The organism is Lentzea atacamensis (assembly GCF_003269295.1).
GTDB classification, from domain to species: Bacteria; Actinomycetota; Actinomycetes; order Mycobacteriales; family Pseudonocardiaceae; genus Lentzea; species Lentzea atacamensis.
The window spans coordinates 473,942-493,252 of record NZ_QLTT01000004.1 but is presented as its reverse complement, the minus strand read 5'-3'; the positions used below and the strand labels follow the sequence as shown (position 1 = coordinate 493,252).

Sequence of the window (19,311 nt, the reverse complement as noted above, 5' to 3'; positions counted from 1 at the left end):
TCGGCAGGCAAGACCGGAAGCACGACCGCAGTACGCACGACCCCCGGAGCCGACAGTCGCACGACAGAGCAAGTGCAAGACCGCAGTACGAAGCAAGTGCAAGACGGTCGTCCGCCGGAGCCGACCAGCAGTACGAGCTCCGGCAGACGACCGAGACCAGTCGGTGCAGCAGGACCGGCACCGGCGATCACGCGAGAACAGAAAGTCAGTACCAGAGGAGAAGGGAAGGGTTGCACACCATCGGATCGCCCGCCTCCGGCTGAACACCGCCGAGCGGGTACCGCAGTTCCATCAGATTGGCAGGTGGTCTTCGGTTAAGCACAAGCAACGATCCCCGCAGCTCCCGCCTCTGACGCGGGATCCGCGGACACAGGAACCCGATCTCACGATCGGTTGATGGAAGTGAAACCCAAAAACCCTCGGGGCCCCGGTGCTACGCGCATCGGGGCCCCTCGTGATGCGGAGGCGCGATGACCCCTGAGACCCCCCGGCCGGAATCCGGCGAGCCGCACACCGCGGCCGAGAACCTCGACGACGACCACTACCCCGCGTACACCATGGGCCGTGCCGCGGAGATGCTCAACACCAGCGCCGCCTTCCTGCGCAGCCTCGACGAGGCGAAACTCATCGAGCCGCAACGCTCCGCCGGCGGCCACCGCCGCTACTCCCGCCAGCAACTGCGCCTCGCCGCCCGCGTCCGCGCGCTGCTCGACGAGGGCATCGGGCTGGACGCGGCCTGCCGCATCGTCACCCTCGAGGACCAGCTCGAGGAAGCCCGAAACCTCAACACCCGGACTTCACCGCCGCACACCCCCGACGAGCCGTACCCGCCCCTGCGAGGCGTCTGATCATCTACCGCCGTCGTCAGCCAGGGACGGGATCACCGCGGTCCGCTGGGGCGGGAGTCCTCACCGGCCCCTGATGCCCGTCGGGCGAGGACGCCGGCGGTGAGGTCGTCGAGGTTGTCGAGGACGAGCCGGGCGAGGTCGGACCGGGCGTCCCCCGCCACCCACATGTCGAGCCCGACCCGGAAAGCCGCGGTCGCGGCGACGAGCCGGAGCCGGGTCAGCTCCCGTTCCGGCTCGGCGGCGTAGTCCGCGACCGCCTGGCTCTGATCTGGGCCACGATCGAAGCCAGGGCGCTCGAGCGGTTCCTCGGCGAGGGGTACGAGCAGGCCCGGCTGGAGGACACCTGCGCCGACGCCGTGGTGTCGCTGACGGCTGGCGGATCACGCGGGCCCGTCTCGAAGGCGTTTCCTCCAAGGCGCTCCCCTGGGCTTCGACATCACTTGACCGCTCCCGCGGTGATGCCCCGCGTGAGGGTGCGCTGGAAGATCAGGAAGAACGCGATGGCGGGGATCACGCCGAGCAACGCCGAGGCACTGGTCATCGTCGCGTCCATCAGCCGCTGGCCCTGCAGCACACCCAACGCTACCGGCACGGTCTGGGTGTCGTTGGAGATGAGCAGGACCAGCGGCAGGAAGAACTCGTTCCACGTCCAGATGAACGAGAAGACGAACAGCACACCCAGGGTCGGCCTGCTGATCGGCACCACGATCCGGACCAGGGTCTGCCACTTGTTCGCGCCGTCGATCCGAGCCGCCTCGAGCAGCTCGTGCGGGAACCCGGCGTAGGTCGAGGACAACAGGTAGGTGCCGAACGCGGCCTGGATGATCGTGAAGATGATGATCACGCTGAGCTGCGTGTCGTACAGCCCGGTTTCCTTGGCCAGGAAGTACAACGGGTACACCATCGCTTCCTGCGGCAGCGTGTTCGCCACCAGGAAGGCGATCAGAATCCACGATCTGCCGCGGATCCGGCCGATGCCCAGCGCGTAGGCGTTCAGCACCGACACGACGACCGCCAGCACCGCGACCGAACCGCTGATGATGAAGCTGTTCAACAGCTTCTGGCCGAACCCGACCCGGTCCCAGAAGTCGATGACGCCCTGGAAGGTGATGTCGCTGGGCAACGCCAGCGGCCCGTCGGACGCGTACTGCGCCGGAGTCTTGAGCGCGTTCAGGGCCACGATCACGAACGGTGCCAGCATCACGACCGCGAGCACGATCAGCGACCAGAGCACGGCATGGCGTTTCACGCGCGCTCACCCCGGTTCTGCACCTTCAGGAACACCGTGGTGAGGATGAGGATCAGCACGGTGAGGACGGTCGCGATCGCCGCGCCGTAGCCGACCTGGGTCTTCTCGAAGAAGTTCTGGAACGAGAAGTAGGACGGGACGTTCGTCGCCCCGCCAGGACCGCCCCTGGTCAGCACGTAGATCGGCCCGAACACCTTCAGCGCGGCGATCGTGCACGTCAGCAGCACCACGAAGACCTCTGGCCGGATCTGCGGCACGGTCACGTGCCAGAACCGGCCCCACCACGACGCGCCGTCCAGCTCGGCGGCCTCGTACAGCGACGGGTCCGCCCGCTGCAGGCCCGCCATGAAGATCACCACCGGATACCCGATCTGGATCCACAGCAGCACACCCATCACGCTCCACAGCGCGACTTCCGGGTCGCCCAGCCAGTTCTGCCCCAGCGAGCCCAGCCCGACCACGCCGAGGAACTCGTTGAGCGCGCCCTGCGGAGCCAGGATCCAGCTCCACACGATGCCCGCCACCGCGATCGGCAGCACCTGCGGCAGGTAGACGCACGCACGCAGCACGCTCGCCGCCCGCTGCCCGAACCTCTTGCCGATCACGTCGAACAACGCCGCCGCGATCACCAGCCCGATGGCTGTCGGCAGGATCGCCATCGCCACCACGAGCGCGAGGTTGTGCTGGAACGACGACCAGAACGTGCCGTCGCCGAGCAGCCGCGTGTAGTTGTCCAGCCCGGTCCACTTCGGATCGCCGACGCCCTGCCACCGGGTGAAGCTGATGCCGATGTTCATCGCGAACGGCACCAGGATCACCGCGACCAGCAACAGCGCGCCGGGGATCAGGAACAGCAGGTACGAGCCGCGGTCCCGCAACGTCTTCGCGATCATTTGCCGACGTTCGCCAGGTTCTCCTGGTACGGCTTGGCCAGCTCGTCCAGCGCCTGCCGCGGCGTGGCCGTGCCGGTGATCAGCTTCTGCACCGCGGAGACCTGCACGTCGTAGTAGCCGGGTGCGGGCCAGTCCGGGTAGAAGGCCAGGCGGTCGCCCCCGCTCAGGGTCTTGAAGTTCTCGGTGAGCTCCTTGATCTGCGGCGACGCGGCGGGCGAACCGCTGTCCGCGACGGGCACACCGCCCGCGTCCCTGAGCTTGTCCTGGATCTGCGGCGACATGGTGATCGCGATGAAGTCGTAGGCCAGGTCCTTGTTCTTCGAGCCCTGCGGCACCACCCACATGTTGCCCGCGGACCCGGCGGTCAGCCCCGGCCACAGGAACGACCCCCACTGGAAGTCCTTGATCCCGGCGGCCAGCCGGCCGTACCACCACGTGCCCGTGATCATGATCGGGTGCTTGCCCTGCATGAACGACACACCCATGTCCTCGGCCTTCACCCCGGCCGAGTCCTTGCTGACGTAGCCCTTCTTCACCCAGTCGGCGAACGTCTCCGCGCCGTACGTCCAGGCCGGGTCGTGGAAGTCCACGGAGCCGGTGTACCGCTGGAACCGGTCCACCCAGCCCTTGTCCGCCTTGGAAAGCGCGAGCTGGTACATGATCTGGTGCGCCGGGTACTCGGCGCCACCGACGGCGAGCGGCGTGATGCCGGCCGCGACGAACTTGTCCATCGCCGCCGTCAGCTCCGCGATCGTCGTCGGCACCGCGATCCCCTGCTTCGCGAACATGTCCTTGTTGTAGAAGGCCATCACGTACTCGGCGTAGTTCGGCACACCGAACCACTTGCCCGACCCCATCACGCCCCGCTCGTCGTAGCGGGCGGTGGTCTGGATGTTCTGGCTCAGCTGCTTGTCCCAGCCGCGCTTCGTCACCTCGTCGGTGATGTCGGTCAGCAGCCCCTGCCTCGACAGCAGGCCCGCGGTCGCGTTGCCCTTGTTGTACTCCAGGACATCCGGCGCGTCCTTGGAGTTGAGCACCATCGGTGCCGTCTTCTGGATCTGCTCGAAGCCCTTCTCCTCGAACTCCACCTTCACACCGGGGTGGGTCGACTCGAACTGCTTGATCGCCTCGGCCCACGCCACCCCCATCGCGCTGTCCGGGCCTTCGTAGTGCCAGAGTTTCAGCGTCCTCGGCCCGTCGTCACCGGATCCCGACCCGCACCCGGCGATCACCAGCGCGGCGGCCAGCATGGCTGCGAGAGCCCGCTTGGACAGCCCCTTCACCCCAGTCATCGACCCCTCCTCGCATTGCGAACGAACTAATTGTCGAATTCGAATCGAAACGCTTCGATCAGACTCGCCTGGACCGTAGCGGCGATGTCGCCACAATGGAACGCCCTCTGATCAGCAGCCGATCCTGAACCAGTTGATGCCGAGGTCGAGCCAGCCGGCGACGGCGCCGTAGGTGTTCGAGATATCGGTGTCGGGGATGGCGGGCGAGATGCCGAACACGAAGTACAGGTCGTGAACACCGGGCAGGGCGGTGATCGGCACGGTTGTCCGCCGCCAGTGGTAGAGCGGGTTGCGGTGGTCGGCCACCGAGTTGAGGTCGTGGTCTCCGGTGACAGTCACGCTGCCGAGCACGGCCCCGTTGACCGGATCGTCTGCCTTGATGGTGATCAGGGCCGGCTCGGTCGACACCTTGACGTAGTTGATCGTCAGGCTGGCTCTGGTGACGTCCCGAAAGTCGATCTTGTGATAGGCCGCCCAGTCACCGTTGCGGATCCTGTTCAGCTGCAGGCCGACATCATCACCGTGGACGTTGTCCGCGCGCAGGTTCGACGGGGCGCCGCTGATGTTTCCGGAGGCGTCGAACAGTTGCGCCTCGTGCCGGACGGCGAAGGCGTTCTTGTTCGTCTGCCCCTGGATCACGACCCGGGTCGTGCAGGACAGCCCGTTGCCCGTGGTCGCCTTGAGGTGGACGTGGCCGTCACCGGCGCCCGTCGCGCGGATCGTGCAGTTCCACGCCCGGTTGTGGTTGCCGGAGGTCTGGCCCTCGATGAAACCCGCCGCAGACGCGGTGATCTCCGCGAGGGCGGTGGGACGGCCCTTCTCGTCGGTGAGCTCGAAGGTGACGGGCCGAGCCTCCGACGGGAACGGGTAGGTGACCGCCGACAGCACCAGCGAGCCTCGATGCTGGTCGATCGCCCCGAACCGGGAGAACTGGTTGGGCCCCCAGGAAATGTCGCGCGGACGCGAGTCGTGGCCGCTGCGAATGATGATCGCCTCGGGTTCGGTGCCCGCGGGTACGGCCTGGTTCTTGAGGGTCACCGGGAGCCCGGCGGCGGCCGTCCCGTTCGAGGTGGCATAGGTCGCGGTGACGCGGACGGTCCCGTCGCCTGCGCCGGTGGCGGTCAGCTGGCCGGAACTGTTGATCGTCGCGAGTGTCGTGGGGCCGCCGTCGGGCGCGGTCACCGCCCAGGTCGGCGGACCGGTGACGACTCCGGTCCCGCGCAACTGTGCTTCCAGGAGCAGGCTCGCGGACTGCTGCTCGATCGTGGCGGGGACCCGGACGCGAGCACGGCCCAGGGACGTGGCCGCACTGGAGCCGAAGAGGTTCGAGGTGATCGAGACGTCCGCGCTCGTCGCCGGTGCCACCGCTCCCAGCCTGAGCCATTTGACGCTCACGCCGGCGTCGGGGAAGACGAGGTACAGGTCGGCGGTGCGGCCGCTGGGCCTCGTCAGCCCGGCACCCGCGTTGACGAACGTCTGGGCGTTGCCGGTGGGCGCGACGGTGATCGTCCCGATCCGCGTTCCGCCCTGGTCCGCGCTCGGCCCACCGCTCCACACCGCGACGTTCGACGCTGAGGGGTTCGGGTTGGACGCGCGGACCGTGATTCCCGTCGACCGGCGTCCGAAGCTGACGTCGGCGTACTTCACCCACGCTCCTGCCGTCCTGGCCAGGATGCCGTAGGTGTTGTCCTCGCTGACCGACGTCGGCACGACGTCGGCCTGCAGACCGGTCGATGTCCGGCTCGTGAACGAGTGGTCGTCGAAGTCGCAGGCCGGCGTGACGCGAGTCAGGTCCCGGGCCGGGATCGGATCACCGGTCACGGTCAGGGTGCGTGACACCAACTGGTCCGCGTCGGAGGACGAGCGGCCGGCGCTGATCGTGTAGCGGCCGGGCTCCACGAAGAAGCGGCTGCGTGACACGTCCCAGATCGCGAGGTCGGACAGCTTGGCGCTGATGGTGACGCGCCGGGACCGGCCTGGGGCGAGATGGACGCGCTGGAAGCCGATCAGTTGCTTCTTCGGGTGTTCGACGCGCGACTCGGCGCTGTGGCGGTAACTCGCGTACACCTGCACGACGTCATCGCTGGCCACAGCGCCGGTGTTGGTCACGGTGAGACCCACCGCGACGTCCGGATCACGGGTGTTGCGCGCCGAGGCCGGGTTCACGGTGAGATTGCTGTAGCGGAACGACGTGTACGTCAGTCCGTACCCGAAGGGGTAGAGGACGTCGCCGTCGTAGTACTCGTAGGTGCGCTTGCCCTTGATGATGTCGTAGTCGGAGATCGTCGGCAGCGCGTCGAGGCCGGGGTACCAGGTCTGGTTGAGCCGCCCCGCCGGGGCGTGGTCGCCGAAGAGCACGTCGGCGACCGCCGAGCCGAGCTCCTGGCCGGCATGGCTGGTGTAGACGATTGCCTTCACGTTCGGGTTCGCGGCGATGGCGCGCAGGTCGAACGGGTAGCTGCCGACGACCACCACGACCGTGTTCGGGTTGGCGGCGGCAACCGCGTCGACGAGCTGCTGCTGGTGGGGCGGCAGCTTGATGTCGGGCAGAGTGGTGAGCCGGTCCTGCGTCTCACGCGAGGTCAGGTGCGGCTGGTCGCCGACGACCACCACCGCTACCGGGGCCGAGGACGCCTTGGCGACCGCGTCGGCGATGCCGTCCTTGACGGTGACGAGCTGGAACTGCCGGTTGGGGCTGGACGCCGAGCCGTCGTGCCGCACGGCGTAAGGCGCGCTGGTGTCCACCTGCACGTTGGGGTTCGCCGTCGGGCTGACGATGCCGGTGCTCTTCGCGAAGCGCAGCGACACCGTGGTTCCGGACCGGCTGACGATCCCGAGGTTCTGGTCGGTCGTCCACTGCTGGCTGGAGCGGTGAGGGCTCTGGTAGCCGGGCGGGTCGGCATCGGCCATCACCGTGTTGCCGGCGCCGCGGGCCGCGAGGTAGCGGTCGTGGGCGACCGAACGCAGCAGATGGTTGTTGTATCCGTAGTCGTAGTCGTAGAACTGGGCCAGCGGATCCTCAGCGGAGGTGGCCGACCCGGTGAGAGACGCGTCCGCGGTGCCGCCCGCGGTCAGGAACTTGCCGTCGGGCGTGCCGGTGCCGTTGACGACCCGCAGGCCGATCACGTTGAGCCCACGGGTGAAGGCGAGGGAGTTCGCGCCTCCCTTCAGTTTCGCCGCGACCTCGTCCTTGATGTAGGTCGTGTACGGATAGGTGCCGGCGTAGAAGTCGGTGGAGTTCTCGTCGGCGAGCGGGCCGACGAGGGCCAGCCGCGAAAGCGACTTGTCCAGCGGCAGCACGTGGTCGGTGTTCTTCAGCAGCACGACCTGTTCCCGTGCGGCCTGGGCCGCGACGGCGTTGTGCGCGGGCGTGGTCAAGGCGTTGCGCTTGTTCAGCCGCTTGTACGGGTTGGCCGGCTCGGTGTCGAGGTCACCGGCGTGCAGGCGCACCATCAGGATGCCGTGGACCGCTTTGTCGATGTCCGCGCCGGTCAGCATGCCGCGGGCCAGCGCCTCGTAGATCGGGCGGCGCGTGCTGGGCGTGTCCGTGTCGCCCGGCGTCATGACGGCGACGCCGTTCTTGATCGAGTCGGCCATCGCGGCGGCCTGCCCCACCGAGTTGTTCGGGTAGTAGCCGTTGGAGCCGGTCAGGTTGCCCGGTGACCCGGCGTCGGTGACGTTGAAGTAGGCGCAGTTCCCGTAACCGCCCGCAACCCAGTCCTCGTAGACGGTGGACATCATCTCCGGGAAGACCATCGTGGGCTTGCCGTTGACGAGGTTGTAGGAGGTCATCATCCCGTTCGCCGCGCCTGACTCGATCCCCTTCCGGAAGACGCGCAAGTAGTACTCGTGCAGGTTCCGCGGCGTCGCGTTGGCGGAGTACGAGGTGCGCGAAGCCTCCTGTCCGTAGGCCGCGACGTGCTTGAGCGTCGGGATGCTCTGGTAGTAGAAGGGATCGTTCCCCTTCATCCCCCGTGCCATCGCCGTCGACATGATTGCGGCCAGCGTGACGTCCTCCCCCATGCTCTCCGAGGCGCGGCCGCTGCGCGGATCACGCGCGAGGTCGACGACCGGACCCCAGAGGTCGATGCCGTTGAAGCGGGCGTCGACGCTGTTGTAGGCGCGCGTCTCCTGCCCGATGACGTTGCCCACCTTCGACATGAGCGCCGGGTTCCAGGTCATCGCCAGGCCGGTGTTCTGAGGGAAGACGGTGGCGTGGCCCAGCCAGGACAACCCGTGCAGACACTCGGTCCCGGTGCGGAACTGCGGAATTCCGAGGCGGATGACGGCGACGCTGAACTGGTGCAGCAGACCCACCTTCTCGTCCAGCGTGAGCGCGGCGATCAGGTCCCGGACCCGCGCGTCCGGTCTCAGCGCCGCCGCGCTCAGCTGGACCGGTACCTCGGCGGCGGCCAGGCGTGCGAGCGGTAGCTGCGTCGCCACCAGCCCCGCGCCGACCACCGCACCGCCCAGGAACCGGCGCCGGTTCAGCTCAGCGGACCAGACCGTGCCCGCACCGGTTTCCGTTTCGTCGTGCGCCGCCATGCCGATCTCCTCCGCTGCCAGTCAGGTCCAAGCACGAAGCCGGTGTTCCCTACCGTCGTTCGAACGACCAGACCGTCGTGTTGTCGGTGGAGCCGGTGTTCCACTTCACCTCACCGGCCGCGGTCGTGTACAGGTGGTCCCTGCCGGAGGTGCTGTTGTTCAGACGCCATCCCCCACCGGCCGGCTCGAGGCTCCACAACGAGTCCGTGCTGACTTCGCCGGAGTTCCACACCACCCTGTTACCGGTGGTGTCGGTGTCCAGGTAGAACCGCCCGCTCCTGGCGTTGCGAACGGTCCACGCGCCGGAGGAGTGCTGGGTGACGACCCAGTTCTGGTCGTCGTACGAGGTGCCGGACGCGACGGTGAGTCCGCCGTTGTTCTCCGAGTCCAGGTACCTGCCCGTGGCCACATTTTTGATCTTGTAGGTGGCGCCGCTGACGATCCCGCCGGGGTCGGCCTTCTTGTAGGCGCGGAAGTAGTCGACGACGAACTCCTTCGGCTCCGGGTCGCTGGGGTTCACCGTCCCGTTCCATCCCGCGTTCTCGTAGATCCCGAGCAGGAACGCCGAGGCGTACGCGGGAGAGGCGTTGATCGTGTTCTTCAGGACGTTGTCGACGTACAGCTTGATCTGCGTGGGCGTCCACTCGAGAGCGTAGATGTGGAAGTCCGAGGTCACGTCGAACCCGGCCTGAAGCGTTTGTCCGACCTCCGGGAGGTTCGGATCCGACCACTTGTGCAGGCTGTAGTAGAAGCTGCCGAGGCCGTGCTTTCCCTTCCCGTGCTCGAAAACGTCGATCTCGGCTCGCTGCTCGTACGTGTCCTGCTTGCCGACCGTCCAGAACGCCGTGTGCATCCCGTGTCGTGCGCTGGACTTGGCGCGGATCTCGAAGTACCCGTACTGCGGTGCGTACTTCATGACGGTCGGGATCTCGTGGTCGAAGGGCGACGTCTGGTGCAGACCGACTCTCTGCCCGGTCTGGATGCTGGAGACCTTCATCGGGTTGCCGCCCGCGTAGTAGGTCGGCTGGTCGTCGTCGATGCGCAGCACGAGGGCGTTGTCCCTGAAGTGGTAGCGCGCCCGCGATCTCCATTCCGGCGTTCGCGACTCGAGGTAGTTCGTGATCCACAGGCTGCTGTCGAGGCTTCCGTTGAACTCGTCGTGCCGGTCGAGGGTCCAGCCCGGCTTCTCGATCGGGTTCGGTGGAACGCCGGCCGCCATGGCCGGTTGAGGTGAGCTGACGGAGACGATGGTTGCGGCGGCCAGGAGCGGCAAGACTGCAGCTGCCCGGAAGAATCGCCGGAGACTCGGTCGTGCGGTTCTCATTAGCTGTTGTCCCCAAAAGATGTCGTCAGATCAGTGCGGCAGTGAGCGCCGGAACGTAGAAGGAGGTGATCCCGGCGAGGTTCGGGTGCGTGCCGGTACCGCCGGTTCCGGGATAGCCGTTCACGAGACCGTTGAAGGTGTACGCCACCCGGTGGCTGTCGATGCGGGTGTCCAAAGTGGTGCCGTTGAAGACGTCCGCCACCGTGACGCCGTACTTGGCGCAGACCTGCAGCGTCACGTCGCGGATCGCGAGCTGGGTGTTCCAGTCGCGGGAGCCGAGCTTGTGCACGGCGACGTAGACGATGCGGGCGTTCGGCCACTTCGCCCGCATGGTGCGGACAGTGGTGTCGAACGCACTCGTGAACGCGGACCTGTTGAAGGTGGCCGGGTAGGCGTCATTGGTGCCACCGTCGAACACCACGTAGTCGGGTGACTGCGCAGAGGCGTTCTGCACCTGTGTGACGATCTGGTTGCCACCGGCGCCGATGGTCGCGCCGTTGATGGCGTATTTGGTCAACGTCATGAGCTCGCGTTCGGCCGTGAGGTGCGTGAAGCCGCGCGAGTAGTTGTGGCCGGCGACGATGCTGTCGCCGAACGCGTACATCGTCTTGCCCCTCAGGCTCCCGTTCGCGGCATTCGCCGGTGCGGTGAGGCGGAAGTTGTCGATGGACTGCACGCCGGAGCCGTAGTAGTTGCAGGCAACCAGCTTCGCGAGGTTCTTACCGGTCACGGTCGCCGTGCCCGAGGCCATCACCCGCGCGGCGGTTTCCTTGGTGGAGATCAGGTACTGCACACGCTGCAGCGCGAAGTCGAGATGCAGGTTGATCGTGTACCACTTGGTGCGGTCGTAGGCGGTCCTCGTCCAGGCCGGGTTGAGCGAATCGGGGGCGGACGTCGAGTCGGAAACGGGGCCGGTGAGGCCGTAGCGGAGTTCGGTGGTGGTGCCGGCGAGCGAGAACACGAGGTTGCCCTCGCTGTCGCGCAGTTCGATGCCCGTCTTGTTCCCGCTGGTCGCGATCGCCGTCTTCCAGTCGAAGGTCAGATCGAGAGTCCGTTCCCGCACAACAGGTGCGTCGAACGTCTTGGCCGAGGTGGTGTAGTTGCCCATCCCTCTGGTCACGTTCAGGACCCCGCCGGTCACCGCGGCGCCGGAGGGGAAACCGAAGTTGGCCGGACTCGTCTGGGAGCTGAACGTCTCGTCGATCAGCACGCCGGCCGCGGCCGCGGTGGGGGCGACGACGGTGACCGCCGCCGCCACGAGGACGGCGACGACGGCCGTGGGCCGGAGAAACCGGCGGGATCGCCGTTGGTCTGCATGCACGTGGAGTCCCCTGCGCATCTCTTTGCTCACTTGGGTTCGAAGGTCCAGACCGTTGCGGCGTCGGTGGAGCCGGTGTTCCACCTCACCTCGCCGGCCGAGGTCGCGTACGGGTATTCGCTCCCGGCGTTCTGGTTGTTGAGGCGGTAACCACCGGTGGAGACCGGTTCCAGCGCCCACAAGGCATCCGCGCCCGATCCGCCGGAGCCGTCCTGGGCGACCACGCCCAGCAGCGACTTGAGCTGGGTGTCGTTCCAGCCGTAGCTGTACCGCCGCTTCTCGTACCGGTACTGGATCCCGTTGTGGAAGAACGGCTTTCCATCGACCATCAGGACCATCTTGTCGTGAGCGGATCGTGCCGTGTCCAGATAGGACACCATCGTTGCCGTCGGACCGGCCGCACCGGCCGCACGCTGGTCACCGAACACGCTCAGGCCCAGCCCGCCGAGCGCTGCCGCTCCCGCGGTGGTGAGGAACCTGCGCCGCGGCCACGTGTTGGTCTTCGGCTCCATTGCCCTCTCGATGCTTCTACGCGCTGATGACTTCGAGGTGGTCGACGTTCGGCAGCCCGGCCGAGGTCGCGGGACTGACCGGATCGTGTTGCTGCCGGCGTTCAGCGAGACCGTGAAGGTCTTGACAGCCCAGGCGTTCCAGGCGCCCGTACCCTCGAACGACGGCGTCTGGACGGCCGATCCGTTGACGATCAGCGAAGCCGGTCGCGCGGATGTGGTGCCGTTGGCGAACCTGTCGCCACGCCGGCGAGAACCACCAAGCCGATCACGGACGCGAACCACCGCAGCATCCGGCTCGGCGACCGGGATGTCCTCCGCCCGGCACGCGCTTCGACACGGCACATGAAGCTCAACCTCCAGATGCTCGACTTCCACCGGCACTGCAGCACTGTCGTGCCGGTCTCGACGAGACCGGCTGTACGACGCGACTTCTTCTGGCAACAGATCACCGTGGCAGCGGTGGAGAAGAACTTCCGGAAAGCGCTTTCCCTAGAAACACCATAAGACCGAGCCAGAACGGCCGTCAAGGGTCATCCATTGCTTCGATGACGAAGCTCGGACGTTCCGCCACCTCACCGAGAGCGGGCGATTGAACCGGCCGGGAAATCGTTTACACCATGGAGTGTCGAACGCCGACGGCCTACTGCACCGCGCAGACATCCGAGGTTCCAGAGAACCATCCAAGCGGCTTAAGACCAGGTCAGGAGCGTCATCACGACAGCCCGCGAGCCGCACGGGACCGTCGACCTGAGACTCGTATCCGTCGAAAACGATATCGTTATCGTTATTCCCGGCCCCCGGCGCGTTGATTCGGCCCACCCTCAATGTGCAATCAACCTTGGAGCCCGCACTATTCTCATCGAATCGACAGTCGAATACGTTGCACGAAAGCCGGCGACGCCGTGGTGGTGACACACCCGCGCGGTCAGGCCCGGCGGTTTCGCCACCACCGAGCCACGGGTACCCGGCACGTGCCGACACCCGGCGAGCAGGCGGGCGTTGGCGTTTTCTGACCGACACACCGATCGCCCGAGACCCCGGCGGCGGCGCAGAAGAGCAGCGGCACGCGACGGCGCTCCGCAGTAGGATCGGTATCGATCCGACCGCCCCGGTCCCCGGCGGTGCCGCTCACCACCGAACTCCGGCCGGGTGGTGCCTGCCATGATCGGTCTTTCCGACGTCGTCCGCCTGGAAGAAGACATCCAGGCCGGCGTGGACACCGGGCTGCGCGCGCTGGCGACGTCGGGAACCATCGGCTCGGCTCTTGTGCGCGATCGTTTCCATCCACTCGCGTCCCACGCGCCATGAGCAGCTCAACCCTGCCCGGGTCGTGGCCTCTGGTGGTGCTCACCGACGAGCAACACGAGGTGCTGAGGCTGCGTGTCGTTCACGGTCTGTCCGCCGAGCAGGCGGCACTGGTGCTGGGCTCCACGCCGGCGGAGGTGCGACTCGTGCAGCACCAGGCGCTCGAGGCGCTGCGCGCGGTGATCACGGGATCGTGGCCTCTTCCGCCGTGAGCCGCTCCACGTGGGATGCTCTTCACAACGGAAGGCGGAGTCGGTGAGCGGTGAGCGACTGGCCAAGGCGCTGGCGCACCTCGCCGGCGACGCGGCGGCCCGCGGCATCACGACCTCCAGCGAGTCGGCTTGCGAAGCGTGCGTTGTGCTGATCGGGGTGAGCGGCGCGCAGCTGACCCTCATGAACGGGACGGGCCGGGGTGAGTCCCGGTACTCCACGAACGAGATCGGCACCCAGCTCGAGAACCTGCGGTTCACCCTGGGTGAAGGGCCGTGCGAGGACGCGGTCCGATCAGGTGTGCCCGTGCTGGTGGAAGAGCTGGACTCCTGGGAGAACCGCCAGAGGTGGCCGCTTTTCGTGCCTGCGGCAAGTGCCGCCGGCGCACGAGCGGCGTTCGCGTTCCCGTTGCGCAGCGGTGCGATCCGGATCGGTGCGCTCGTGCTGCACCGGACGAGCCCAGGACCGCTGACTCCGGATCAGGTCTACGACGCACACATCGTGGCCGACATCATCCTGTCGTTGCTGCTGGACGAACTGACTCGCCGGCATCTCGACTCCGAGGTTCCTCCAGCCGACGGAGTTTCGCTGAGCCGTGCCGAGGTGCACCAAGCCACCGGGATGCTGTCCGTCCAGATGGGGGTGAGCATGGATGAGGCACTGGTGCGACTGCGCGCCCACGCGTTCGCTCATGACCAGTCGGTCGTCGATGTCTCCCGCGACATCATCGGCCGGCGCCTGCGACTGAGTCCGGACGGCCGGTCTGATCTCAGATGATCACTCCTCCGTCCGGCGATCGATCAACAGAGGTGGCTCCCATGACCATGGAGAATCTGGCGGAGACGTTCGTCGAGCTGGCCGACACCCTGGTGGCCGACTTCGACCCGGTCGAGTTCATGCACCTCCTCACCGACCGCTGCGTCACCACGCTGGAGGTGGACGCCGCCGGCATCCTGCTCGTCGACCACCACGGTGAGCTGCAGGTCGTCGGTGCCTCCACCGACCGCGCCCGGCTGCTCGAACTCTTCGAGCTCCAGCATCACCAGGGTCCGTGCATGGAGTGCTACCTCACGAGCGCGCCGGTGACGGTCGCCAGCTTCACCGAGCCGCCGCAACGATGGCCCCAGTTCTCCTCGGTGGCGAGGGATGCGGGGTTCGGTGCGCTGCACGCACTGCCGATGCGGTTGCGTGAGCAGACCATCGGCGCGTTGAACCTGTTCTCCATCGCTGAGGGAGCCCTGAGCGAACGCACGCTCAGGGTCGCGCAGGCCATGGCGGATGTCGCCACCATCGGCCTGCTCCAGGCCCAGGTCATCAGCCGTCGTGAGTTGCTCGCCGTGCAGCTGCAGAACGCGTTGCAGAGCAGGGTGCTCATCGAACAGGCGAAGGGCGTTCTCGCGGAGCGGCTGCAGCTCGACATGAGCCGGGCGTTCGAGACCATGCGCCGTTACTCGAGGAGCCACAACCTGTACCTCAGCAAGGTGGCGGAAGGCGTCATCGCCGGCGAGGTCGACCTGACGGCGCTGGCGGCGAGAGAGGCAGCTGATCCGCCCGCGCGGCGCTCACCTTCGTAGTTCACGTCCTCGCGTGGTCTGCGAGGGTATCTGGCCGCCTTCGGTCTCCCTCACGTCTGTTGTGGACTCCGGGGCGTCCCCGACGTCCACGCGGAGCAGATCCTCGACGGTGTCCGTGTTTCCGCGCAGGACGGCACGCATCATGGTGTGGTGGGCGGCGGACGGTTCGGTGTCCGGTGGAACGAGGAGCAGCGTGAGGCGGTGCCGGTCGCCCGCGATGAGGTCCACGGTGTGCGGCGGCCTGGACCAGAACCCGCTGAGCCGGACGCGGACACCGTCGGGCGAGATCTGCGCCGGCGTTGTGTCCCACTCGGTCAGGTTGTAGCTCACGCGAGGGATCTCACCCAGCCGAACCGCCAGCACCGCGAGCAGCGCGGGCAGTTCGGCGGCGAGGTCCCGGGAACGTGGCCACCAAGCACCGTCGACATACCCCGTGGTGAGCGCCTTCGGCCGCAACCGCAATCGCAGCGGATACCGAGGCTGCTCATCGGCTGTGACAACCGGTGAGGTCGTGAAAAGGTGAGGGGCCGATGTCATGCCGGAACTCCCGTCTCCGGCCGAAAAAACGGACCGGTTCAGGTTTCGCCGAGATGTTCTCGACAAAATCGACACTACACCCCTTCAGACTTGATCGCCTGAAATGACGGCGAATGTTTTCACCCCGCCAACAGCTGCTACCTGCGACGTTGCCACAGGTCTGCCCTGACTCCGCCGTTCGGGTGCCACATTTCGGCCCGGCTTCCACAGATGAGCGGCACAGGTGGCAGGAAATGAGCAGAAAATGTTTGACCTCGGCCACACCAGGGCTATCCTGGGAAAAACCGCCCAGACCCCGCGGTCGCTCTGGTCTTGTGAGGAGATTCCATTGAGCACCGTGTGCGGTAACGCATGAACGCAGTCCCGGCAGACGCGTCGGTGATCGCCCAGCGCCTGCACCTCGCCACCGGTTTCCACGCGTCCGAACGCGACTGGGTCGTGGAGCGACTGGCCGCGCTCGGTTCTCGCCTGCGGTCGTACCGCGACGACCAGGTGGACCTGGAGATAGCTCTGAAGGACCGCGAGGGCATCGGCCAGCGGGTCATCCTGCAGTGCTGGATCAGCAGTGCGCATCGCCTGCACCTGGTCGCCTCCTCGTCCGAGCAGCGGTTGTCCTCCGCGCTCAACGAGGTCCGCGACGAGCTGATCCGTCAGGTGGACGAGGCCAAGACGCGCACCGAGCCGCGCAGCAACCGGTCCCTGCGGTCCATCCCGCCGGCACCGGAGATCGGCTAGCGACATGGGCACCGGTCAGCGCTACCGCGTGCCCGATGTGGTGGCGGACGAGTACGAGAACCAGCGAACCGCTGTGCGCCACGCCTGCATCGCTTGCGGAATCAGGACGAACGCGGTCGGCACGGCGATCTACCTGTGGACGGGTGGAGGCGCCGTCCGCACGTTCGAGACCACCGGTTTCTGCGGTGAGGAGATCGCGGAACTCCAGACGGTGTTCGGGGAGGGGCCTGCCTCCGCAGCGACGCGGCAGAACTGGCCGGTGCTCGTGCCTGACCTCGCGGACTCCGCGAGCGCGGCGCGCTGGCCGCACTTCGCCCCCGCCGCGGTCGCGGCCGGGGTGGCCGCGGTGTTCGCGTTCCCGTTGACATTGGGCGCGTTGTCGCTCGGCGTGCTGGAGATCCACCGCGACACGGACGGCGCACTGACGCCGGACGAGATCGCCGATGTGGTCCAGTTGGCCGACGCGGTGATGACGCTGCTGCTGGACCGGTCGGCGCGGGTCGTGGGCTGGAGCGACGTGGTCGAGCACGGAGTGCTGTTCACCAACAGCGACAAGGAAGTGGTGGCGCAGGTGTCGGATCAACGAGTGGCACAGACCTTCGTCGAGCTGGCGGACACGCTCGTGGAGCGGTTCGACAGCATCGAGTTCCTGCACGTGCTGGCCGAGCGTTGCGTCGAGTTGCTGGTGGTGGACGCGGCCGGAATCCTGCTGGCCGACGAAGGGGGTTCGCTCAAGCTGATGGCCTCCTCCAGCGACCTGTTGCGTCCTCTGGAGCACTTCCTGCTCCAGAGCGAAGAAGCCCCGTCCACCGAATGCTTCAACTCCGGCCGGAGCGTGCGGTGTCACGACCTTCGCGCGGAACCACAACGATGGCCGCGGTTCAGCGTCGCGGCGGTGCAACTCGGGTTCACCGCAGTCGACGTGGTGCCGATGTGGTTGCGGGACGAGGTCATCGGCACGCTGAACCTGTTCCGCACCACGCCAGGAGCGCTCCCGCCCGCAACGGCGGCACTGGCGCAGTCGTTCGCGAACGTCGCGACGCTCAGCCTTCTCCAGGTGCGGGCGATCCGGCACAACGAGCTGCTCGCCGAGCAGCTGCAGTCCGCACTGACGAGCCGGACAGCGATCGAGCAGGCGAAGGGCGTGCTGACCGAACGCCTGCAGATCGACGTCGCGGATGCCTTCTCCCTCATGCGGAACTACGCCCGCAACACCAACCAGCTGCTGTCCGACGTCGCCGGGCAGGTCAACGCCCGGTCACCGGAGATCGCCGGGCTGACGAGGATCAACCAGCCGCGCTCCCGCTGGTAGGTCAGGGCACACCAGCGCCTCGGTGACATCGGTGTGGAGATCGAGCACGTCGACCAGCCCGGTGATCATCAGAGACAGCCGCACCGGCCGGGTGCGTGCGACCACGCACAGGCGGCAATCCGCGAGCAGCGCCGCCTCCCTCACGACGACCAGAACGGTGAGGCCGGCCGCGCCGAAGAAGCTCACGCCAGCGAGGTCGAGGATCAGGTGGCGGGTGGATCGCACGTGCGCGATCAGACGCTCGTGCAACAACGGACAGGTTGTCGCGTCCATCTCGCCGTGCACGGCCACCACGAGCGCACTGGAAGGGGCCACCCGCGAGGTGACGGGCATGAGCTCACCGGGGGCCGGGGCGATCGGTGCGGGCCGCGCGGCGACGGTCGTGGTCACATCAACAGATGCCATGAGACCTCCTCGGTCGGCTTTCGCCGCGCCTGGGTCCGGGGCACTTGACTCAGACACTACACCTCATGCACCGAACAAAACGGATTCGCCGAGCAGCCTCACCCAGAGTCACTCCACAATAGACATTCCTCGCTCGAACGCCCCCTCCGGACGACGAGTTCAGGCGTAGCGTTGAGTCATCGACGAATCAGCGAACAGCGAACGACCCCAGGCCGGCTCGACCGGGGTCACCGGAAGGATCCGGGCGGGCGCCGCCGTGATGGCGGGCGTTCTCCTGCTTCTCGCGGCCGCTCTGGTGATGCTGCTCGGCGTCTCGGAGGCGGGCGCGGCGCTGCTCGGCGTGCTGGGCTGGACGGTCGCACTGGCGGCACGCCTGCCGGTGCTGGCGTCGGCGGGCAGACTGCACGCGGTCAGGCAGCGCGACACCATCCTCGGCGTGGCGTCGGGAGTCACCGACGAAGTGGTCCGGCTGGGGCTCGTGCTGATCGTCGTCAGCGGGATCGGATCGGCGCTCTGGACGGGCTTCGGCTGGGCGCTGGCCGGGCTCGTGTTCGTCGCCGCCACCCAGCTGACGCAGTTCAGCTGGCCCATCGGACGCCAGGCGGCTGAGCAACTGAGGTCGCAGGGCGGGTTCATCAGCACGCATCCCGTGCACGGCGGGGTTCGCGGCATCACCGCGACCTCGTTCCACCTCGGTGCGACCCTGCTCGTGGCCTCCTGGCCGTGGTGGGTGCTCGTCACCGCGTCCGCGCACGCCTTGGTGAACGTCGCGTTCGCCCGATGGGCTCGGCGACGACTGGTACCGGTCGAACTGCTCGGCGCCGTCGTGAGCGCCGCCCTACTCCTGGGAGGGCTGCTGACGTTCGTCTGGCGATGAAGGCATCATGTGGTGAACGCCCGCAGGAGCGTGCACGGAACGGTGCACGCTCCTGCGGAGGGCGATGAGCGAGTCAGTCCTTCTTGAAGGCGTCCTTGACCTTCTCGGCCGACTCCTTGAGGTGACCCTTCGCCTGGTCGACCTTGCCCTCGGTCTGCAGACCCTGGTCGTCGGTGGCGTCGCCGACGCCTTCCTTGACCTTGCCCTTGAGCTCGTCGCCCTTGGCGTCGAGCTTGTCGTCGGTACCCATGTGGTCCGTCCTTCCCCGACACCCGAATCTCAGGTGCGACGTCCACCCCCGGATGCCCGCCCAGCCGAACCTCAACCCTCGGACGCGCAACGGGTTTGCCACCGCGGTGGAGGGGAATTCCAGCC

Annotated in this window: 19 protein-coding genes; 8 read left to right on the top strand and 11 right to left on the bottom strand. The window is 67.2% G+C overall.

What is annotated here, in order from left to right:
* Positions 1 to 470 precede the first annotated feature (470 nt).
* On the top strand, positions 471 to 848 hold the full coding sequence (locus tag C8D87_RS21240; protein ID WP_109638426.1) for a helix-turn-helix domain-containing protein: 378 nt from the start codon (positions 471 to 473) through the stop codon (positions 846 to 848).
* A gap of 32 nt (positions 849 to 880) precedes the next feature.
* Here C8D87_RS21240 and C8D87_RS48635 read toward each other — a convergent pair whose 3' ends face one another.
* The 8 genes from C8D87_RS48635 to C8D87_RS21205 all read right to left on the bottom strand — a co-directional run bounded on the left by C8D87_RS48635 (position 881) and on the right by C8D87_RS21205 (position 11,981).
* Positions 881 to 1,015: a hypothetical protein gene (locus tag C8D87_RS48635; RefSeq protein ID WP_267899875.1), complete on the bottom strand. Its 135-nt coding sequence runs from the start codon at positions 1,013 to 1,015 to the stop codon at positions 881 to 883.
* 269 nt (positions 1,016 to 1,284) lie between these two features.
* Positions 1,285 to 2,097, bottom strand: a complete 813-nt coding sequence (locus C8D87_RS21235; RefSeq protein ID WP_211337457.1) for a carbohydrate ABC transporter permease — start codon at positions 2,095 to 2,097, stop codon at positions 1,285 to 1,287.
* Positions 2,094 to 2,990: a carbohydrate ABC transporter permease gene (locus tag C8D87_RS21230; RefSeq protein ID WP_109638425.1), complete on the bottom strand. Its 897-nt coding sequence runs from the start codon at positions 2,988 to 2,990 to the stop codon at positions 2,094 to 2,096. Before C8D87_RS21230 ends, C8D87_RS21235 begins: the two co-directional genes overlap by 4 nt.
* Entirely contained in the window at positions 2,987 to 4,282 is a 1,296-nt protein-coding gene (locus C8D87_RS21225) for an ABC transporter substrate-binding protein (RefSeq protein WP_109638424.1), read from the bottom strand. The genes C8D87_RS21230 and C8D87_RS21225 overlap by 4 nt, the downstream gene beginning before the upstream one ends.
* Positions 4,283 to 4,393: 111 nt before the next feature.
* The gene (locus tag C8D87_RS21220; protein WP_112228051.1) at positions 4,394 to 8,827 is read right to left on the bottom strand and encodes a glycoside hydrolase family 3 protein; all 4,434 of its coding nucleotides are present in this window, start codon (positions 8,825 to 8,827) and stop codon (positions 4,394 to 4,396) included.
* A 49-nt stretch (positions 8,828 to 8,876) separates the two neighbouring features.
* On the bottom strand, positions 8,877 to 10,046 hold the full coding sequence (locus C8D87_RS21215; protein ID WP_170155053.1) for a family 16 glycosylhydrolase: 1,170 nt from the start codon (positions 10,044 to 10,046) through the stop codon (positions 8,877 to 8,879).
* 130 nt (positions 10,047 to 10,176) lie between these two features.
* A complete protein-coding gene (locus tag C8D87_RS21210; RefSeq protein ID WP_170166518.1) occupies positions 10,177 to 11,472 on the bottom strand; it encodes an SGNH/GDSL hydrolase family protein in 1,296 nt (431 codons plus the stop codon).
* A 26-nt stretch (positions 11,473 to 11,498) separates the two neighbouring features.
* Positions 11,499 to 11,981 carry a hypothetical protein gene (locus C8D87_RS21205; protein ID WP_109638420.1) on the bottom strand — a complete coding sequence of 161 codons (483 nt, stop codon included), beginning with the start codon at positions 11,979 to 11,981 and terminating at the stop codon, positions 11,499 to 11,501.
* A gap of 1,161 nt (positions 11,982 to 13,142) precedes the next feature.
* Between C8D87_RS21205 and C8D87_RS46035 the strand changes: the two genes are divergently transcribed.
* Genes C8D87_RS46035 through C8D87_RS21185 form a run of 4 tightly spaced genes read left to right on the top strand, consistent with a single transcriptional unit; the run spans position 13,143 to position 15,070 of the window.
* Entirely contained in the window at positions 13,143 to 13,289 is a 147-nt protein-coding gene (locus C8D87_RS46035; protein WP_170155051.1) for a hypothetical protein, read from the top strand.
* Positions 13,286 to 13,498: a sigma factor-like helix-turn-helix DNA-binding protein gene (locus C8D87_RS21195; protein WP_109638419.1), complete on the top strand. Its 213-nt coding sequence runs from the start codon at positions 13,286 to 13,288 to the stop codon at positions 13,496 to 13,498. Before C8D87_RS46035 ends, C8D87_RS21195 begins: the two co-directional genes overlap by 4 nt.
* Before the next feature lie 43 nt (positions 13,499 to 13,541).
* A complete protein-coding gene (locus C8D87_RS21190; protein WP_170166517.1) occupies positions 13,542 to 14,273 on the top strand; it encodes a GAF and ANTAR domain-containing protein in 732 nt (243 codons plus the stop codon).
* Between the two features lie 41 nt (positions 14,274 to 14,314).
* Complete coding sequence (locus tag C8D87_RS21185) at positions 14,315 to 15,070, top strand: GAF and ANTAR domain-containing protein (protein ID WP_112228269.1); 756 nt, start codon at positions 14,315 to 14,317, stop codon at positions 15,068 to 15,070.
* Here the strand turns inward: C8D87_RS21185 and C8D87_RS21180 are convergent.
* Positions 15,059 to 15,532 carry a DUF5994 family protein gene (locus C8D87_RS21180; protein ID WP_146771812.1) on the bottom strand — a complete coding sequence of 158 codons (474 nt, stop codon included), beginning with the start codon at positions 15,530 to 15,532 and terminating at the stop codon, positions 15,059 to 15,061. The genes C8D87_RS21185 and C8D87_RS21180 overlap by 12 nt on opposite strands.
* Positions 15,533 to 15,958: 426 nt before the next feature.
* Here C8D87_RS21180 and C8D87_RS21175 point away from each other — a divergent pair, with 426 nt between their 5' ends.
* Entirely contained in the window at positions 15,959 to 16,342 is a 384-nt protein-coding gene (locus C8D87_RS21175; RefSeq protein ID WP_109638415.1) for an HPF/RaiA family ribosome-associated protein, read from the top strand.
* 4 nt (positions 16,343 to 16,346) lie between these two features.
* A complete protein-coding gene (locus C8D87_RS47870) occupies positions 16,347 to 17,654 on the top strand; it encodes a GAF and ANTAR domain-containing protein (RefSeq protein WP_233442219.1) in 1,308 nt (435 codons plus the stop codon).
* Here the strand turns inward: C8D87_RS47870 and C8D87_RS21165 are convergent.
* Positions 17,601 to 18,059, bottom strand: a complete 459-nt coding sequence (locus C8D87_RS21165) for an STAS domain-containing protein (protein WP_112228047.1) — start codon at positions 18,057 to 18,059, stop codon at positions 17,601 to 17,603. The two genes, C8D87_RS47870 and C8D87_RS21165, sit on opposite strands and share 54 nt — an antisense overlap.
* A 259-nt stretch (positions 18,060 to 18,318) precedes the next feature.
* Between C8D87_RS21165 and C8D87_RS21160 the strand changes: the two genes are divergently transcribed.
* On the top strand, positions 18,319 to 18,936 hold the full coding sequence (locus C8D87_RS21160) for a hypothetical protein (protein ID WP_112228046.1): 618 nt from the start codon (positions 18,319 to 18,321) through the stop codon (positions 18,934 to 18,936).
* A gap of 73 nt (positions 18,937 to 19,009) precedes the next feature.
* On the opposite strand, the gene C8D87_RS21155 is transcribed toward C8D87_RS21160, so the two are convergent.
* Positions 19,010 to 19,186, bottom strand: coding sequence for a CsbD family protein (locus C8D87_RS21155; protein ID WP_109638412.1), 177 nt, complete (start codon positions 19,184 to 19,186; stop codon positions 19,010 to 19,012).
* Positions 19,187 to 19,311 lie beyond the last annotated feature (125 nt).

What these genes read in the sequence shown, in the direction of transcription:
- C8D87_RS21240 (WP_109638426.1), top strand. Translation starts at nt 471, where the DNA reads ATGACCCCTGAGACCCCCCGGCCGGAATCCGGCGAGCCGCACACCGCG.
- C8D87_RS48635 (WP_267899875.1), bottom strand. Translation starts at nt 1,015, where the DNA reads ATGTGGGTGGCGGGGGACGCCCGGTCCGACCTCGCCCGGCTCGTCCTC.
- C8D87_RS21230 (WP_109638425.1), bottom strand. Translation starts at nt 2,990, where the DNA reads ATGATCGCGAAGACGTTGCGGGACCGCGGCTCGTACCTGCTGTTCCTG.
- C8D87_RS21225 (WP_109638424.1), bottom strand. Translation starts at nt 4,282, where the DNA reads ATGACTGGGGTGAAGGGGCTGTCCAAGCGGGCTCTCGCAGCCATGCTG.
- C8D87_RS21220 (WP_112228051.1), bottom strand. Translation starts at nt 8,827, where the DNA reads ATGGCGGCGCACGACGAAACGGAAACCGGTGCGGGCACGGTCTGGTCC.
- C8D87_RS21215 (WP_170155053.1), bottom strand. Translation starts at nt 10,046, where the DNA reads ATGGCGGCCGGCGTTCCACCGAACCCGATCGAGAAGCCGGGCTGGACC.
- C8D87_RS21205 (WP_109638420.1), bottom strand. Translation starts at nt 11,981, where the DNA reads ATGGAGCCGAAGACCAACACGTGGCCGCGGCGCAGGTTCCTCACCACC.
- C8D87_RS46035 (WP_170155051.1), top strand. Translation starts at nt 13,143, where the DNA reads ATGATCGGTCTTTCCGACGTCGTCCGCCTGGAAGAAGACATCCAGGCC.
- C8D87_RS21195 (WP_109638419.1), top strand. Translation starts at nt 13,286, where the DNA reads ATGAGCAGCTCAACCCTGCCCGGGTCGTGGCCTCTGGTGGTGCTCACC.
- C8D87_RS21185 (WP_112228269.1), top strand. Translation starts at nt 14,315, where the DNA reads ATGACCATGGAGAATCTGGCGGAGACGTTCGTCGAGCTGGCCGACACC.
- C8D87_RS21175 (WP_109638415.1), top strand. Translation starts at nt 15,959, where the DNA reads ATGAACGCAGTCCCGGCAGACGCGTCGGTGATCGCCCAGCGCCTGCAC.
- C8D87_RS47870 (WP_233442219.1), top strand. Translation starts at nt 16,347, where the DNA reads ATGGGCACCGGTCAGCGCTACCGCGTGCCCGATGTGGTGGCGGACGAG.
- C8D87_RS21165 (WP_112228047.1), bottom strand. Translation starts at nt 18,059, where the DNA reads ATGGCATCTGTTGATGTGACCACGACCGTCGCCGCGCGGCCCGCACCG.
- C8D87_RS21160 (WP_112228046.1), top strand. Translation starts at nt 18,319, where the DNA reads ATGGCGGGCGTTCTCCTGCTTCTCGCGGCCGCTCTGGTGATGCTGCTC.
- C8D87_RS21155 (WP_109638412.1), bottom strand. Translation starts at nt 19,186, where the DNA reads ATGGGTACCGACGACAAGCTCGACGCCAAGGGCGACGAGCTCAAGGGC.